This window comes from Paenibacillus sp. OK060 (genome assembly GCF_900101205.1).
Lineage (GTDB): Bacteria > Bacillota > Bacilli > Paenibacillales > Paenibacillaceae > Paenibacillus > Paenibacillus marchantiae.
The window spans coordinates 20278-36752 of sequence record NZ_FNFR01000006.1 but is presented as its reverse complement, the minus strand read 5'-3'; the positions used below and the strand labels follow the sequence as shown (position 1 = coordinate 36752).

Genomic DNA, 16475 nt, shown 5'->3' with positions numbered 1-16475 from the left:
AGTTGAATGATCGCTTGCTCATCCCATTACCGGGATGGACGGGAACAGGGCTACTCGCATACCGCGAGGGCCTTTCCCCGTCCAGTAGCTCGAAGCAAGGTCGCGGGAAGCAAGCAGATCAATAAAGGAGGTTTGTTCCGTTGAGGCAATATTCGTCGTTGCGTAGAAACCTAACCGGGTATGCTTTTATTAGTCCTTTTATCATCGGCTTTTTGGGCTTTACGCTTATTCCGATGTTTGTATCCCTATACATGTCGTTTACGAGTTATAACTTGTTCACTTCACCGCGGTGGATCGGGATGGACAACTATACCAAAATGTTCTTTGATGATCCGAAGTACTGGAACTCGGTTAAAGTAACGTTTCTGTATGTGTTCATTGGTGTCCCTCTAAGACTGGTCTTCGCACTTTTCGTAGCCATGATCCTGAATACGGGATCCCGTATGGTCGGAACGTATCGTACCTTGTACTACCTGCCATCTATTATCGGTGGTAGTGTGGCCGTGTCGATTATGTGGCGTAACCTTTTCAGTAATGAAGGTGTCATCAACAGTGCATTAACGGCAATCGGAATTGGGCCAATTAGCTGGTTTGGTGATCCGAATGCGTCTCTGGTTATGCTGATCTCGTTATCTGTTTGGCAGTTTGGATCTTCCATGCTCATCTTCCTGGCTGGTCTGAAAAATATATCTCCCGAGATGTACGAAGCAGCAGGTGTGGATGGTGCCAACCCGGTACGTAAATTTTTTGGTATCACCTTACCGCTACTCAGTCCAATCATTCTGTTCAACCTGATTATGCAAACCATCGGTGCATTTATGACCTTCGTACCTGCATATATCATCTCTAAAGGCGAGGGCGGTCCAATGGACGGTACGATGCTTTACTCGCTGTATCTGTTCCGTCAGGCCTTTATGTTTAACAACATGGGTTATGCTTCGGCCATGGCCTGGATCATGCTTATTATGATCGGTATACTCACAGTCGCGGTGTTCTTGACATCCAAGTTCTGGGTGTTTTATGAATCCGAAGGAGGGAAGTAACGATGGTTTGGAGAAATGTGAAATGGCCCATCTATCACCTGTTCGTTGCAGCTTTGGCCCTCCTGATGCTTTATCCCGTTCTGTGGATGCTTTTCAGCTCATTCAAAGAAAGTCGTACCATCTTCGTAACTGCCGAGTCCTTGTTCCCTACGGAATGGATCTGGAGTAACTACGCGGATGGCTGGAAAGGCGCAGGCGGAAGACCGTTTATGGATTACATCACCAACTCACTCGTTATTGTGGTCATCTCTACGATTGGTGCCGTGTTATCCTCATCGTTGATTGCCTTTGGTTTTGCCAGACTCAACTTCAAAGGACGTAACTTTTGGTTCTCCCTGATGATGTTAACACTTATGTTGCCGCATGACGTTGTACTCGTACCCCAATATATTATCTTCACGAAGCTTGGTTGGTTGAATACCATTCTACCGATAGTTGTACCTACGTTCTTCGGGATGCCGTTCTTCATCTTCTTGATGGTACAGTTCATTCGTACGATTCCGAAAGAGCTGGATGAGGCTGCTACCATTGATGGATGTAACAAGTTCAGACTGTATGTACAGATTATTATGCCACTCATCAAATCATCACTCGCAACGGCTGCGATCTTCTCCTTCTACTGGAGATGGGAGGATCTGCTCGGTCCAGTACTGTATCTCAACTCGCCGGATAAATATACGGTCTCCATGGCACTGAAAATGTTCCTGGACAGTGAGTCTGCCTCCAACTGGGGAGCGATGTTCGCGATGTCCATTGTGAGTCTCGTACCCGTTGTAGCCGTGTTCTTTATTTTCCAAAAACAAATTGTACAGGGCATGAGCACCAGCGGACTGAAAGGATAAACGATATTCACTGGATTCAAACCTGAATTGGATATTGAACAAGGAGGTTGTTCCTATTGAATAAGGCCCAGGGTAGTCAGGCTGTTGCCACGGAGGTAACGGCAGAGGGCGGTGAAGAGGCCGTTACTCACTGGAAGTTCAATTTTGGACCGGACTCTGGCAGTGCAGGTGAGGTTGAGGGTTATTTGAAAGTGTCTGCCAGCACTGCATATGAAGAACAGGGGGAATACGGTTTTGAATCCGGCTCCCTTGTGTATGAGAAACAACGGATAAGTGAAGACGAAGTATCTAATTCCAGTAGGGCAAACAACGGCAAACAAGGGCAGGCCAATGTGTCTGCCCGATTGCGTTCTAGCTTTTGTATTCCGCTCAAGGCATCTTTCATCGTTAATGTACCTGATGGAACCTATCAGGTCTTGTTAATTGCAGGGGATGAATTGGCGGAGACGATCACCAGAGTCAAAGCCGGAGAGGGCAGATTGATGCTGCCAACCATTCGTAAACTTCCTGGGCAATGTGCAGAGGTTCGATTCTCAGTTGTGGTTCGTGGCGGAAAGCTCCGACTATCCTTATCCGGTCCTGCGCCGCGGATTAATGCATTGGAGATCACGCTTGCCAATCAGACGATGACTGTATTTATCGCTGGTGATTCTACCGTGACGGATCAGCCGGAAAGTGGATATCCATACTGTGGCTGGGGCCAGCTGTTGCCTGCACAGTTCAAACATGATGTTGCTGTGGATAACCATGCCCAGTCTGGACGCAGCTCCCGCAGTTTCATCAATGAAGGCAGATTGGATGCCATTCTGGAGAAAATTAAGCCGGAAGACTTTCTGTTTATTCAATTTGGACATAACGATGAGAAGCCGGGCCCTGACCGGGGAACGGAGCCTTTCACAACATATAAGGAATATCTGAAAAAGTATATCGATGCCGCCCGCGAAGCTAAGGCGCGTCCGGTGCTCGTGACACCGGTGCATCGGCGTTACTTCGCTGATGACGGCACATTGACCGACACCCATGGCGATTATATCGTCGCTGTGCGTGAGCTGGCGGAAGAGGAAGGTGTACCGCTGATCGATCTGGCTGATCGAAGCCGTATCCTGTTCGAGCAAGCGGGCGTTGAAGGCAGCAAGGAGGATTTCATGTGGGTGCTGCCGGGTGAGTACGTGAACTTCCCAGCAGGCGTGGAGGATAACACGCATTTTCAGGAGCGCGGTGCCCGTCGCCTCGCCATGCAGGTGGCGGAAGCCGTCCGCGAGCTGCGACTGCAGCCGCTGCAAATGTATTTGAGGTAAGCAGCGGAGGAGGGTGGAATCGGAGCAGAGGGAGCGAAGCGTCCGCCTTTGGAGCGGGATTTCCCCTGCTGAAGGGGAATAAAAAAGAAATCCCGAGCCAACAGAGACCCACAGCCCGATCCGCCCACCGAAGCGCCTGCACCACGAGCAGCCTTTTTATTCAGCGAGTTAACAAAGTGACGAGCATCCCAAAAAGTTGCCCAGCGAACATAGCGAAGGCAATAAGCCTTTAAAAAGCCATGGCGAGCGTTGCAGCGGAGGAGGGCGGAATCGGAGCAGAGGGAGCGAAGCGTCCGCCTTTGGAGCGGGATTTCCCCTGCTGAGGGGGAATAAAAGAAATCCCGAGCCAACAGCGGCCCACAGCCCGATCCGTCCACCGAAGCGCCCGCACCGCGAGCCTTACGCGCGTTTAACTAATTATTGCATTAGCAAAGGAGGAATTATTAATGGCACAGGATCAGACGAACACTTCAGCACATAAAACATCTTCCACTTCGACAGGTCACACCTACTGGGTGATCCCCGATGGTTACATTCCACCGGACAGCTCGGGCTCACTGGAGAGTCACGAGAGCATCTGTGTATTAAATACAGGCACAGTGGATGCACAGCTGCAAATAACGATCTATTTTGAAGATAGGGAACCGCTCGAAGACATCGTGGCTGAGGTGCCTGCGCGAAGAACAAAGCATATTCGGACAGCGTCGTTGAGATCGGGTGAACAACTCATCCCTCCTGGAGTACCCTATGCCATTACCGTCTCCAGCGATGTTCCTGTTATCATACAGTACAGTCGTCTGGATACCACTCAGCCTGAATTGGCACTCATGAGTGTTATGGCGTTTCCACTGGGATAAGACGTTAAGTTAATTATGAAATGAAAAGACGACCCGTAACCTTGCATGGACTGCAGGCTGCTGATCGTCTTTTTGCGTTACTCATCGTATTTATACGTACTGGCATTGAGGATTTTCACATGAACCTCGACCTTACCGAGTTTAAACCCCTCAAGTGGGTTGGCCCGTTTATATACCGCCTGTCTCCATAGGGGGAGATCATGACGATATAGATGTTCCACAAAACCGTAGGAATCAATCTTGCGTGATTTGGTTTTCTCAAACGTATTGCGAATTTCGGACTCAATCTGTTTCTCCGCTTCCTTTTCCATAACATGGGGAGAGCGATGAGAGTTATGATCCTCGATGATGGCGCTTTTAACCGACGTAACCAGGTCGAATGTAACGCCATTTCCTTCTTTCCTCGCCTTAATCGTGGTCTTTGGGTGATTAAGCCTAAGCGTCAGCTCCGGCGTTTTGCTCCCGTTGCTGTATACATACAACGGATATTGAAAGACGCGGTCATAATTGACGTATCGTGTGCCATCAGCATCTTTGCCCGTTAACCTGCCTTGACTTTTACCATTTGAAATGACGTAAAACCCATCCATCCTAATAAGCGGGGGGGCTTTTTCTCCGTTAAACCAGGTCTCGTTCTGATTGGTAATAGAAGGCAAAAGAATAACTGAAGCAGGCTCCCGAAATCCGTCAAGGAGCTGATGAAGCCGGATGGGTTCATAACCGGAATGTTGCTTATACAGCTTCATCGGTTCAAACAGCTCTATGGTCTGGGCGGATTGGTTCAGCAGGGCAGAGGGAGCGAGTACATCTGTAATGTTACGCTCTGTACCGTAGAGCCATGGGGTATATCTCAGTTGGCCTGAATGCAACAGTGTATTAAAGACATCTTCCAGCCGTCCATTCAACACATTTTTGGATAAGACAATCGCTTTTACATGGGTCCATAACGTTTGTTGCTGAGAAGTTTGATATAGATCATCAATAGCCATACTCAGTGTAGAACCCTCACCCCGTCCGATCCAGATATCACTTGCTTGCCTTGAAGTTGGCCCTTCCTGCTTGGCAATACTGGAGAAATCAATGAGTTGGGCGTAAGCAACATATTGGTTGTCTACATAATCTATTCCTACAGCCGTGATAAAGTTAATACTCTGAACCTCTTTGGAATCCCAGCACCCGGTCAGCAGGATAAAGCAGCTTATTAACAAGCTAACTTTAGCCATCCATCTTGTCACGAGCCTTTCCTCCGGCGAGTGGAATCCTGTGTATGGAGTACAGCTGGGCGCTTGGTCCGTTTCATAGAAGGGGGCATGGATACGGCTTGGGTGAAGTCGCCGGGAATATAAGGAGAGACAGGTGACAGGTATGAGACGCCATAACACTCCAAGGATACGAGGTGCACCAGCAGACCCAGTAGTCCAATCATGAAACCGAATAATCCAAGAATGGAAGAAATGACTAGCATCCCAATCCGGACTTGAGCAGTAGCCCCACTAAGCACGGTATTCACCAAGATATAGCTGGAGATTACTGAAATAGCCACCGTGACAATGATCGTGGGGGAAGTAATTCCTGCTCGAATAGCTGCATCTCCGATAATAAGCCCACCTACGACGCTGACGGTTTGTCCCAAGGCTCGTGGGAGTCGGCGGCCGGCTTCATTAAATAGCTCAAACATAAATATCATTAAAAATGCTTCCAGCGTTACTGGCATAGGTAGACCCATCCGTGTACCCGAAATGGTTGCAAGCAGAGGCAAGGGGATCTGCTCCACATTAAAACTAGTCAGGCCGATATAGAAGGCAGGAAAGAAGCAGGCAATCAGTAATCCGGAAATGCGCAAAATTCGCTCAAAAGTAACAATGAAAAAAGGGGTACTCTCGTCTTCCGGCGATTTTAACTGATTAAACAGAGTGGTTGGAGCGATAATGGCTACTGGTGAACCTTCAATGAGAACCGCAAATCGCCCATTTAAAAGGGAGTCCACGACATAATCGGGTCGCTCCGTATTATCCGTGAGTGGGAAGATGCTTCGAATTCCCCCCATAATGGCACGTTCCATAATAGAGGTACCAAGAATGCCATCGATTTCAATTTGGTCGAGATTTTGGCGTGCTTCTTTCAGAATATCCGGGTTAATGATGTCTTTGACGTACAACAGACCAATAGCGGTCTGGGTACGACCACCTTTAACATATTTCTCATAACACATGGAAGAGGTTTTCATTCGTTTGCGAATGAGGCCAATATTCACGGATAACTCCTCAGTGAACCCATCCCGAGGTCCTTTAATCGATGACTCGATCGCCGACTCCTCAGGGGTTCTTCCTGGTATACTCGCGATATCTAGACTGCAGGATTGATCACCATTTCCGAAAATGAGCAGTAATTGTCCGCTGAAAATCAGAAGATTTAAATTCTCTGTATCTGTGAGATCATCCACCGGATTCAATGTTAACCCCAATTCTTTGGGATGTGCTTCTTCTTCATGTAGAGAATGCTGTTCCAGCCGTGGGATAATAAACTGATTGATTTGTTTACCATCGACCAAACCGTCGCAATAGAGCATAATCACCGACATATCGGTTTCATCTTTGGCAGGAAAGCTTTGAATAACAACATCTGCGCAGGGACTGAACTGCTCTTCGAAAGAGGCAAGCAGCGTTTCATGGGACGTGGTGTCAATCGTTTGGTGCTCCATGATGTTTCCTCCTCTGATGGCGTGAACTGATGTATGCAACTGCTGTTGCAACCACCGCTAGTCCGCTCAGATACACGAGATTGAACGGGAATATGTATTGGACAAGCAGTTTTTCGAATGTCATATCATCCAGAGGATACAGCATGGTAAGAATAAAAAAGACGCCAAGAGTGGCACAACATATGATCCTTCTGGAGGCGCTCTTAATATTCCAAATTTCTACTACAATATACATGGCCAGACTAATCCGGGTAAAAGAACCGGCGAGCCACTGATAAATGGAAAAGAAATCAGTCTGGGCAATATATTTGCCCAAGGACGCAATTCGCCATTCTTCAAAGGCGGGATATCGCATTTTGGCAGCTTCAAAAGGGTCAAATTCCACGATCGCCCCAATGAGTGGGCCAAGTGTCAGCCCAAGGATAATGATCGCGAGCATCAGGTACTGCCATACACGTATCCGTTTGGAAAGGTGGGGCTGCAGATACCAGATGAACAGCAACTCAAACATGCCTGCAAGACTGTAGACTGTGCCATGAAGCACGGGATGCCAGCCATGTTCAAGCACAGGCAGCAGACGACTGTAATCCTTGTACTGTGTATTGACGATAGCTACATAGAAGCCAAGCAGCACAACCAGGGGCAGGATCAATCCTGCTGTAAATGCCAGAGAGCGTATTCCTTTATAAGCCGCATAGGCACAGAGAGACATCAGAGCAATGCTTGTAACCAATATGGGCGTCTCCGTCAGGTAATTAGTTTTGGCCCAAGTGGTGGTATCATGCAGAGTGAAGTAGATCACGGATAGAAAAAAGAGGCTGTTTCCCACCCGAAACAGCAGGCCAAGAGGCTTGCCAAGATGGGAAGTCAGCCATTCATGCAAGGTTTGGTGCTGGAGAAAACGAGAGACATAGGCAAGCATTAGAGTGAATAAAAGATAAGGCCCTGCAGACAACAGAACGGATATCCATGCATCTCTTTTTGCCGAAGACAAAAGGGCAGGGATGATCAGGACGTGACTGATCAGGCCGACAGATAACATCATTAACATCATGGCTTGCAAAAAGGAAGGCTGTGTTGGTTTCATGCTGAGGGGACCTCTTTTCCCAATATACTGTTCTCAGCAGTGTTAACGTGATCAAGCCTTCTCATACCGTCAGTCGAAATAACGTATCCCCATCGCTTCACGAACCTCAAGCATCGTCTCACGTGCAGCCTGACGGGCCTGGCGTGTGCCTTCCACGAGGATTTCTTTCACTTCATGTCCACGTTGTTCATAGTAATTTCGCCGTTCACGGAAAGGGGAGAGCAGTTCGTTAATTGCAGTGCCTGCAATCATCTTGCAATCCTTACAACCAATGGTGCCGTCACTACAGCTCGCATGAATCTCAGCGGCCTGATCCTTTCGAAACAGCTGGTGATAGGCAAATACCGGACAAATATCCGGATGTCCCGGGTCAGAACGATGAATGCGGGCAGGATCGGTTTTTGCCCTGGCCAGCTTGGCATACACATCATCAGGATGAGCATTCAACGAGATGGCATTGCCCATGCTTTTGCTCATTTTGCCCACGCCATCCAGTCCGCCCAGCCGTTCTCCGGTCAGAATACGTGGTTCAGGCAGAACTGGCGAATATAATTCATTGAACCGCCGGACCAGTTTCCGCGCTGTTTCGATATGTGGGATCTGGTCTTCCCCCGCCGGAACAAGGGTTGCTTTGCAGAACGCAATATCCGCAGCCTGACTGACAGGATAACCGAGAAATCCGTAATAGAGATCCTTATAGCCACGATCACGCGCTTCGTTTTTAATCGTGGGATTATGCCGAAGACTGTTCACCGTGATAAACATGGAGAATATGACTGTCAGCTCGGCAATTTCCGGAATCATCGACTGGATGAACAGAGTGGCTTTATTGGGATCGATACCTACGGCAAGATAATCGAGTGTCACTTGATGCACGCTGTCTGCAATCAGTCCCGGTTGATCATAGTGGGTCGTAAGCGCCTGTACATCAGCCAGTAAAATATACGTTTTGTACTCATCCTGCAATTGCACCCGACTGCGCAGGCTGCCAACGTAATGGCCGAGATGAAGCTGTCCGGTTGTCCGGTCTCCGGTTAAAATAATGTCTTTGTTCTTGTTCATGGTTCATTCTCCTTTGATGTTGTGATTTTTCGATCCTTAATTGCTGACGCCACCAGCCGTCTTCCACGACCATCACCTCCTTTCAGCCTGCAACAGTTTTGGGTACATACATAAATCAAAAAAGCCTCGTCCTTCATCCTGTTTCCCAGACGGGAACAGAATAGAAGGACGAGGCTTATGCTTCGCGGTGCCACCTTAATTGGCCGCTGGTTGCGGCCCACTTGAGGGATACGGATAAATATATGCAGGAAGCCCACATAATCCTTATCGATATCCTGTCCATGGATAACGGCTGAACATGCCGCCTTGCCTACTGACGATCCGCGCTCCTGAGTACAGGTGGCAGAAAGGGTTCAACTCGGAACTCCGAAGCCCATTTCCACATGACCGATACACCTGCTCACACCATCCGCCGGCTCTCTGAGGTATCCTGTCCTGTGTACTTCTCTTCATCATTGTTGATAACATCCGTTTATAATTTTTCACATTGTATCATGCTTTATCTGGATTGACCAGCTTGCGTTTTCTTCCGCTCATATTGGTGCCAAGTACACCTGCGATGATCAGCAAGGCTCCAACAAAGTGGTATCCATGGACAGGTTCATGCAATATCCAGGCTCCGCCAGCAATCGAAATGAGTGTGGACAAATTACTGAATACACTCATTTTGGAAGCTTCCAGATGAGTCAGGGCATAACTCGCCAGCAGCGTGGAGAACATGGTGGAGAGGACAGCCAGATAGGCCAGTGCTCCTAGGTAAGATGCATCTCCGAGTGGCTTCACATAATCCACCATGGTTCCGCTCGACGCGTGACGAATCAGGGAAGCTGCGTTGAAGACGATAAATCCAACCATCAGGGTCACCCAGGTCAATTCCATCGGTTTATATTTCTGCGCCAAGGGTCTTGCCAATACACCATAACCTGCAAAACACACCGTGGAGAGCAGCAGTAAAGCAATACCTTTAAAGTTGCCTGCCGACATCCCGCTCCCTTTCATCAAGAAAATAAAGATTACACCTGCCACGGACAACAGCAGGAACAGTTTTTGCAAAAGGGATGTACGTTCTTTTAGAAAGATAGAGGCCAACACAAGTGTGAATACGGGGGCCATCGCCTGGATAATCCCTGCTTCCGATGAGTTGGACGAAACTAACCCGAATGCCTGAAAGGCAAAGAACAAAACAGGAGAGAGCAGCCCTAGCGGAATGATACGCCACAGATCACGAAGGGTTAGCTTGATCTTGATCCATCCGAAAATGACAGGGATGCTGACTACGAGTAATGACAAAGCAAAACGGTGTGCCAATACATCAATTGGATGTGCGACACTTACCGTCATTTTAACGAATAAAAAGGATAAACCAATAATGGCTGCATATAAAACAGCTGCTACATATGCATATGTTCTAGTTTGGCTATTGTTCATGGGTTTCCTCCAATAATACGGTTTTTCTTTACTACTACAACGGCGCATATGTTGCTGCGTACGCTGTCTGACCTTATTCAATATACTGCCAGACCAATAGTGGTACAATAGACAAAAACGTTTATTGTACCGGTACACTTAAGGTAATGCTGAAGTCGGAGGAGTGGCAGAATCCAATGAGAAAATACGAAATCATCGCCGAATCACTTAAGCAATGGATTCAGGACCAATTGCGGCAGCAGAATAGTGGACAATGGCAGGACAAAGGAATCAAACTGCCGGCTGTGCGTGTTCTGGCTGAGCAGTATCAATGTAGTGTGAGTACAGCCATACGAGCGTATGAGTGGCTGGAAGAGCGGCATCTGGTCTACGCGGTGCCTCAGTCCGGATATTATGCGGTACAGAATGGAGCCGAAGTGGAGGATGGAGAGTGGCAGGGACCGCTGGATTTTGCCTCCGCAGCTCCTGATCCGCGAGTATTCCCTTATTCCGATTTTCGCCATTGTGTGGATCAGGCAATGGAGAAGAAACAGGCGGATTTGTTTTTGTATGGAACCGAGAGAGGCTTGCCTTCCTTGATTGAATTGTTGCAGAAGCAATTCGCCGATTATCAGGTGTTTGCCCGGAAGGAGCAGTTCTTTATTACTTCAGGGGTGCAGCAAGCTCTAGCTGTGCTGGCGTTAATGCCTTTTCCAAATGGGAAAAAGCAGGTAATGCTGGAACTGCCGGGTTATCATAATATGCCTTCGCTTCTACAAGGACTGAATGTCCCTATTGCAGGTGTCAGGCGCTCTCTGGAGGGCCTGGATTGGGACGCGCTCGAACGACAGTTCCGCGAAGGAGACATCAAATTTTTTTATGTTATGCCACGGTTTCACAATCCGATTGGGACTTCCCTGACGGCAGCTGAGAAGAAAAAATTGATCCGCCTGGCGCAGCGTTATGATGTCTATCTGGTAGAGGATGATTTCTTGGCTGATCTGGAAGAGAACACAAAGCAGGACCCATTATGGTCGTATGATACAGAAGGGCGAGTCATTTATTTGAAAAGTTACTCCAAAATCCTGTTTCCCGGCCTGCGGATTGGCGTGGCTATTCTGCCTGCAAGTCTTACTGCATCGTTTAGTAAATACAAAAAAATGCTCGATATTGACACTGCGGTACTATCCCAGGCAGCACTTGAAGTCTACATCCGTAACGGGATGTTTGCCCACCATGGTAAAGTCATCCGCAGTCGTTATGCTGCCCGGATGAACAAGCTGTATCAACAGCTTAATGCTTACCCGGACTTTGCTCCGTTTGTGAATGCACCACGCACAGGAGGGGAGCATACGGTTCTGCCACTGCCTAAGGATATGCCGCTCAAGGTCTTGCTGTCCCGGTTGGAGCAACGGGGAGTGATTGCCGATACAACAGAACGATATTTTCCGGAGGGTGCACAGGAGGTACATCAGGATAAAATGCTGCGGTTAAACATATCCAATGTACCTAAGCAACGGATCAAGGAAGGGCTGAGGATTATCCGTGAGGAGATAATGAAACTGCAAAAGGCGTCCACACAAGCGGAATAATCGCTTGTGGGACGCCTTTATTTCATGTGATTAATTTAATTTCAGTGACATGCTATGCTGCGACGTGTGAATTGTTAGATAACGGTTTACGCCTGAGCCATAGCTTTGAAGGAAGATTCTGCGGCTTCCAATGTTTCTTGAATATCCTTGTCCGTATGTGCAGTGGTCAGGAACCAGGCTTCATATTTGGAAGGAGCCAGATTAATGCCACGATTCAGCATATGACGGAAGAAGGAAGCGAACAGTTCCCCATCGGTATCCTGGGCTTGATCATAGTTCGTAATCGGATGGTCACAGAAGTGGGTGGAAAAGGCACCACGAATTCGGTTAATGGTTAACGCAATGCCATGACGATCCGCAGAAGCCTGAAGGCCTGTTGTCAGATCAATTGCAAGACGTTCCATCTCGGCATATACACCTTCGCCTTGCAGAACCTCCAGACAAGCGATACCCGCAGAGATAGACGCAGGGTTACCAGCCATCGTTCCGGCTTGATAGGCCGGGCCGAGTGGAGCAACCTGCTCCATAACCTGTTTACGACCGCCGTAAGCACCGATGGGCAGACCGCCGCCGATGATTTTGCCAAGTGCAGTCAGATCCGGTTCGATCTCCGCATGATTGTCGAGTCCCGCGTACGTCTGTGTGGAGCCATAGTGGAAACGGAAGGCTGTAATGACCTCGTCGTAAATAACGAGTGAGCCGTTATCCCGAGTCATGGCACAGAGTCCTTCCAAGAAGCCAGGTTCCGGCATAACCATACCGAAGTTGCCGACAATCGGTTCAACCATGACTGCAGCGACATCATCGCCCCAACGCTCCAGAGCTGCTTTCAGGCTGTCCAGATCGTTGAAAGGTACCGTGATGACTTCATGCGCAATGCTCGTTGGAATACCTGCACTATCCGGAATACCCAGCGTGGAAGGCCCCGAACCTGCTGCCACAAGGACCAGATCGGAGTGACCGTGATAACATCCGGCGAATTTCACGATTTTATTACGTTTGGTGTAGGCGCGGGCAACCCGGATGGTGGTCATGACCGCTTCTGTACCGGAGTTTACAAAACGAACCTTGTCCATTGAAGGAATGGCTTCCTTCAGCATTTTGGCGAGCTTGATCTCAAGTTCCGTAGGCGTACCGTACAGTACACCATTGGCTGCTGCCTCGGTAATCGCTTGGGTAATATGAGGGTGAGCATGTCCTGTAACAATTGGGCCGTAGGCTGCGAGATAATCGATATAACGGTTGTCGTCGACATCCCAGAAATGCGCACCTTGCGCCTTTTTCATAAATACAGGTGCACCGCCACCCACCGCTTTGAATGAGCGGGAGGGACTGTTCACACCTCCTACAATATGTTGAAGTGCTTCTTCGTATAAAAGCTCGGAACGGGAACGTGATGGATTCATAAGATAACTTCCTTTCGTATTAGATAAACCAAACACAGCGAGAGGGCAGCATGTGGGCTGCCCTCTGCGTGTTGCACTTCATTACTGTGCGGGTTGCTTGGAGTTTTGTTCGTCACCACTTGCCGTTTTGTCTTCGGCTCCAGTAGTGCTGCCTTCCTCTTGAGCAGGAGGATGAATGATATCTTGAATATATTGCTTAAGTTTTTCTTCACTGGTTACCGTCAGCACCTCAGCTCCGCCCGGTGTACGCTCTTCCTTGAGCATTTTCATTGGCGGGATTTGCTCGCTGCCGTTCATGCTGCTCTGATATCCGAGTCCGCCCAGCTTCCACATGTCGGAGAGGGTCAGATTGGTATCTACATAAGGATTTACTTCTTCCAGAATGGAAGGCAGTTTGGCAATCGTTGTCGTTGACTGCATTTTCGCTGCTACAGCTTTCAGGAATTCGCGCTGCCGCTCGGAGCGGGCATAATCCGACATGGCGTCATGACGGAAGCGAACGTACATGAGAGCCGTATCGCCATCCAAATGCTGGTAGCCTTTTTTTAGATCAATATCGTATTCATTATTGTCCGCTTTACTTGTATAGTGCATGTCCTTCTCTACGTCAAAATCCACACCGCCAACGGCATCCACCAATTTGATGAATCCTTGGAAATCGGTATACACATAATACTGGACAGGGATACCCAGCAGGTCTCCAGCAGCTTTCATTGCTACGTTGGGACCATGGGTAATAGCAGTATTGATTCGTTCCTTGCCATATCCGTCAATGTTGACGTATGTGTCGCGCAGAATGGAGAATAGATTAATTTTTTTGGTGAGTGGGTCAAGCGAAACGACCATCATGCTGTCAGAACGAGGAACTTCCCCCTTCTCCAGCCCGCGGGCATCAACACCCATAACGAGAATATTAACCGTTTCGGTGCCTTCCCATTTCGGAGGATCCGGTGTACTTACTTTTTCAACATTTTCGATACCGGCAAACGGCGAATCATCGCCTTCCTTTTGCAAGCCATTCAACTGATTGAGAATAGAACCGAAATAAAATGCCGCAGCGCCTCCAACAATAAGCACGAAGGCGGCAAGAGAAATCCAAATGGTTCTCTTCGTCTTTCTGGTCATGCTAGCTCTCCTTTGTATTCAAAATAAATGAAGATGAGTCCAAATTGATTTAGCCCGGGCTTTCCGTACACGACATATCTGTGAGATACAACAGAGGACGCGGCCTCAGACTATTTTTTAAAGCTTGCTGAATTTTGACTGATACTATTATAATTTCTTTTTGGGCTACAAGCAATTTCAACAAAATCCAAGTGAGGTATAATCATGCTGGCGATTGATGTCAAAGATTTACGCAAGTCGTTCAGCGTCCAGAAAAGTCGAGGAGGGCTTAAGGGCGCATTTCAGGATCTGTTTGCACGTCAATACCAGGAGGTCTTGGCTGTAAATGATATTTCATTTCAAATTCCGCAAGGCGAAATATGCGGATATATTGGGGAGAACGGTGCCGGTAAATCAACAACGATTAAGATGTTGACCGGCATTTTGGTGCCTACTTCAGGGCAAATATCGGTTGGTGGATATGTTCCGTATCAGGAACGTGAGAAGTTTGTGCAGAATATTGGTGTCGTATTTGGTCAACGCAGCCAACTCTGGTGGGATATCGGTGTTATTGAGTCCTTCCATCTGCTGCGCAAGGTGTATCGAGTAGGTGAGGTCGATTTCCGCAAACGTCTGGATGAACTGGTTGAGCGGTTACAGCTTCAGGATTTGCTGAACCGTCCTGTTCGTAAGCTCAGTCTTGGACAGCGTATGCGCTGTGAGCTGGTCGCTGCGCTGCTGCACAATCCAGATATTGTTTTCCTGGATGAGCCTACCATTGGTCTGGATATTGTTGTGAAATCGGAAATCCGTGAATTTCTGAAAGACATGAATAAGGAACACGGAACAACCATTTTGCTGACAACCCACGATCTGCAGGACATCGAAGCTTTATGCTCTAGAGTTATTATGCTCGATGCGGGCAATATCATCTATGATGGCGGGTTGGATCATCTGAAATCTCAGTGGGGCAAGGAACGGGAGATCCGGTTCAAGTTTGGCACTGCTCATCCCATGGAACAAATGCTGGAGTGGACTGCTGCGCTCCCTGTTCGCTGGACGGTGGAGAATGAACTGTCCGCATCGGTCTGGATTCCACTTGAACTCAACGTGTCGGATGTGCTGGGACGCGTCGTTGGACAGGCAGATATTACCGATATTCAGATTATTGAGATTAACACGGATGAGATTGTGCGCAGTATTTACCAATCCGGTTCCGCCGAGCGTCCCGAGATTGTGGGCGCAAAGAACGAAGCGGTGGGTGTGTCCTAAGATGAATAGTGCATTCTTTGATTTTATGCGCATCCGGTTCCTGACGATGCTTGCATACCGGGTGAATTATTATTCCGGCATTTTGATATATACGCTGAATATCGGCGTGTATTACTTTACATGGCAAGCCATTTACGGCAGTAGTGGTGAACTGGGCGGTTTTACGGCAGCTCAGATGACGACATATGTGGCTGTATCGTGGATGGCGCGTGCGTTTTATTTTAACAACCTGGACCGGGAAATAGCCGCAGACATTCGGGATGGCTCCATTGCCATTCAATTCATAAGACCGATCAACTATGTCATGGTCAAAATGATGCAGGGTCTGGGCGAAGGTATTTTCCGTTTCCTGCTGCTTATGATTCCTGGAATGCTCATTGCGATTCTGTTGTTCCCGGTTGAACTGCCCACGGCGCCGTCTGCGTGGATTGGCTTTCTGGTCATGCTGTTCTTCAGTTTCCTCATTAACTCCCAGATTAATGTTATTACGGGACTTGCCGCATTTTTTGTGGAAAACAATGAAGGCATGATGCGTATGAAACGCGTCGTGGTTGATCTGTTCTCAGGTCTGATCATTCCAATCAGCCTCTATCCGGGCTGGATGTCCGCAGTGATGAAAGTATTGCCTTTTCAGGCCATTACGTATCTACCCGGTTCGGTTTTCACAGGAAGAGTGGAGGGCACAGGCATCTGGAGCGTACTCGGCATTCAGGTGTTCTGGTTTGTCATACTGCTCATTCCGATGATGCTGATCTGGCGTCAGGCGCGCAAGCGTCTGTTCGTGCAAGGAGGATAACAGAGTGT

Annotated in this window: 15 protein-coding genes and 1 other annotated feature; of the genes, 8 read left to right on the top strand and 7 right to left on the bottom strand. The window is 48.3% G+C overall.

Translation table 11 applies throughout. The features are described from left to right. Nucleotides 1-2 precede the first annotated feature (2 nt). From BLS14_RS33265 to BLS14_RS21665, 5 genes are all read left to right on the top strand, one after another. The gene (locus BLS14_RS33265) at nucleotides 3-125 is read left to right on the top strand and encodes a hypothetical protein (protein ID WP_256336632.1); all 123 of its coding nucleotides are present in this window, start codon (nucleotides 3-5) and stop codon (nucleotides 123-125) included. Between the two features lie 15 nt (nucleotides 126-140). Continuing rightward, a complete protein-coding gene (locus BLS14_RS21680; RefSeq protein WP_024633027.1) occupies nucleotides 141-1043 on the top strand; it encodes a carbohydrate ABC transporter permease in 903 nt (300 codons plus the stop codon). A 2-nt stretch (nucleotides 1044-1045) separates the two neighbouring features. Then, the gene (locus tag BLS14_RS21675; RefSeq protein WP_024633028.1) at nucleotides 1046-1885 is read left to right on the top strand and encodes a carbohydrate ABC transporter permease; all 840 of its coding nucleotides are present in this window, start codon (nucleotides 1046-1048) and stop codon (nucleotides 1883-1885) included. 185 nt (nucleotides 1886-2070) lie between these two features. Further along, nucleotides 2071-3183, top strand: coding sequence for a rhamnogalacturonan acetylesterase (locus BLS14_RS21670; RefSeq protein WP_090954195.1), 1113 nt, complete (start codon nucleotides 2071-2073; stop codon nucleotides 3181-3183). A 446-nt stretch (nucleotides 3184-3629) separates the two neighbouring features. Then, nucleotides 3630-4040 carry a sensory rhodopsin transducer gene (locus tag BLS14_RS21665; protein ID WP_090953915.1) on the top strand — a complete coding sequence of 137 codons (411 nt, stop codon included), beginning with the start codon at nucleotides 3630-3632 and terminating at the stop codon, nucleotides 4038-4040. Nucleotides 4041-4117: 77 nt separating this feature from the next. Here BLS14_RS21665 and BLS14_RS21660 read toward each other — a convergent pair whose 3' ends face one another. From BLS14_RS21660 to BLS14_RS21640, 5 genes are all read right to left on the bottom strand, one after another. Next, complete coding sequence (locus tag BLS14_RS21660; RefSeq protein ID WP_063568159.1) at nucleotides 4118-5275, bottom strand: Ger(x)C family spore germination protein; 1158 nt, start codon at nucleotides 5273-5275, stop codon at nucleotides 4118-4120. After that, nucleotides 5272-6741, bottom strand: coding sequence for a spore germination protein (locus BLS14_RS21655; protein ID WP_063568160.1), 1470 nt, complete (start codon nucleotides 6739-6741; stop codon nucleotides 5272-5274). The genes BLS14_RS21660 and BLS14_RS21655 overlap by 4 nt, the downstream gene beginning before the upstream one ends. Continuing rightward, nucleotides 6722-7828 (bottom strand): GerAB/ArcD/ProY family transporter, encoded by a 1107-nt coding sequence (locus BLS14_RS21650; protein ID WP_072734833.1) that lies wholly within the window; start codon nucleotides 7826-7828, stop codon nucleotides 6722-6724. Before BLS14_RS21650 ends, BLS14_RS21655 begins: the two co-directional genes overlap by 20 nt. Before the next feature lie 69 nt (nucleotides 7829-7897). Continuing rightward, nucleotides 7898-8890, bottom strand: a complete 993-nt coding sequence (trpS, locus tag BLS14_RS21645; RefSeq protein ID WP_072734832.1) for a tryptophan--tRNA ligase — start codon at nucleotides 8888-8890, stop codon at nucleotides 7898-7900. Nucleotides 8891-9051: 161 nt separating this feature from the next. Further along, nucleotides 9052-9355, bottom strand: a binding site (T-box leader). 27 nt (nucleotides 9356-9382) lie between these two features. Next, a complete protein-coding gene (locus tag BLS14_RS21640; RefSeq protein ID WP_090953914.1) occupies nucleotides 9383-10318 on the bottom strand; it encodes a DMT family transporter in 936 nt (311 codons plus the stop codon). A gap of 176 nt (nucleotides 10319-10494) precedes the next feature. Between BLS14_RS21640 and BLS14_RS21635 the strand changes: the two genes are divergently transcribed. After that, nucleotides 10495-11889: an aminotransferase-like domain-containing protein gene (locus tag BLS14_RS21635; protein ID WP_090953912.1), complete on the top strand. Its 1395-nt coding sequence runs from the start codon at nucleotides 10495-10497 to the stop codon at nucleotides 11887-11889. 86 nt (nucleotides 11890-11975) lie between these two features. On the opposite strand, the gene BLS14_RS21630 is transcribed toward BLS14_RS21635, so the two are convergent. Both BLS14_RS21630 and BLS14_RS21625 read right to left on the bottom strand, forming a co-directional pair. Further along, entirely contained in the window at nucleotides 11976-13295 is a 1320-nt protein-coding gene (locus tag BLS14_RS21630) for a glutamate-1-semialdehyde 2,1-aminomutase (RefSeq protein WP_072734830.1), read from the bottom strand. An 81-nt stretch (nucleotides 13296-13376) separates the two neighbouring features. Beyond that, the gene (locus BLS14_RS21625) at nucleotides 13377-14420 is read right to left on the bottom strand and encodes an LCP family protein (protein ID WP_090810371.1); all 1044 of its coding nucleotides are present in this window, start codon (nucleotides 14418-14420) and stop codon (nucleotides 13377-13379) included. A 204-nt stretch (nucleotides 14421-14624) separates the two neighbouring features. Between BLS14_RS21625 and BLS14_RS21620 the strand changes: the two genes are divergently transcribed. Together BLS14_RS21620 and BLS14_RS21615 are read left to right on the top strand one after the other, a co-directional pair. Next, on the top strand, nucleotides 14625-15671 hold the full coding sequence (locus tag BLS14_RS21620) for an ABC transporter ATP-binding protein (protein WP_063568167.1): 1047 nt from the start codon (nucleotides 14625-14627) through the stop codon (nucleotides 15669-15671). 1 nt (nucleotide 15672) lies between these two features. Then, the gene (locus BLS14_RS21615) at nucleotides 15673-16467 is read left to right on the top strand and encodes an ABC transporter permease (protein WP_053779604.1); all 795 of its coding nucleotides are present in this window, start codon (nucleotides 15673-15675) and stop codon (nucleotides 16465-16467) included. Nucleotides 16468-16475 lie beyond the last annotated feature (8 nt).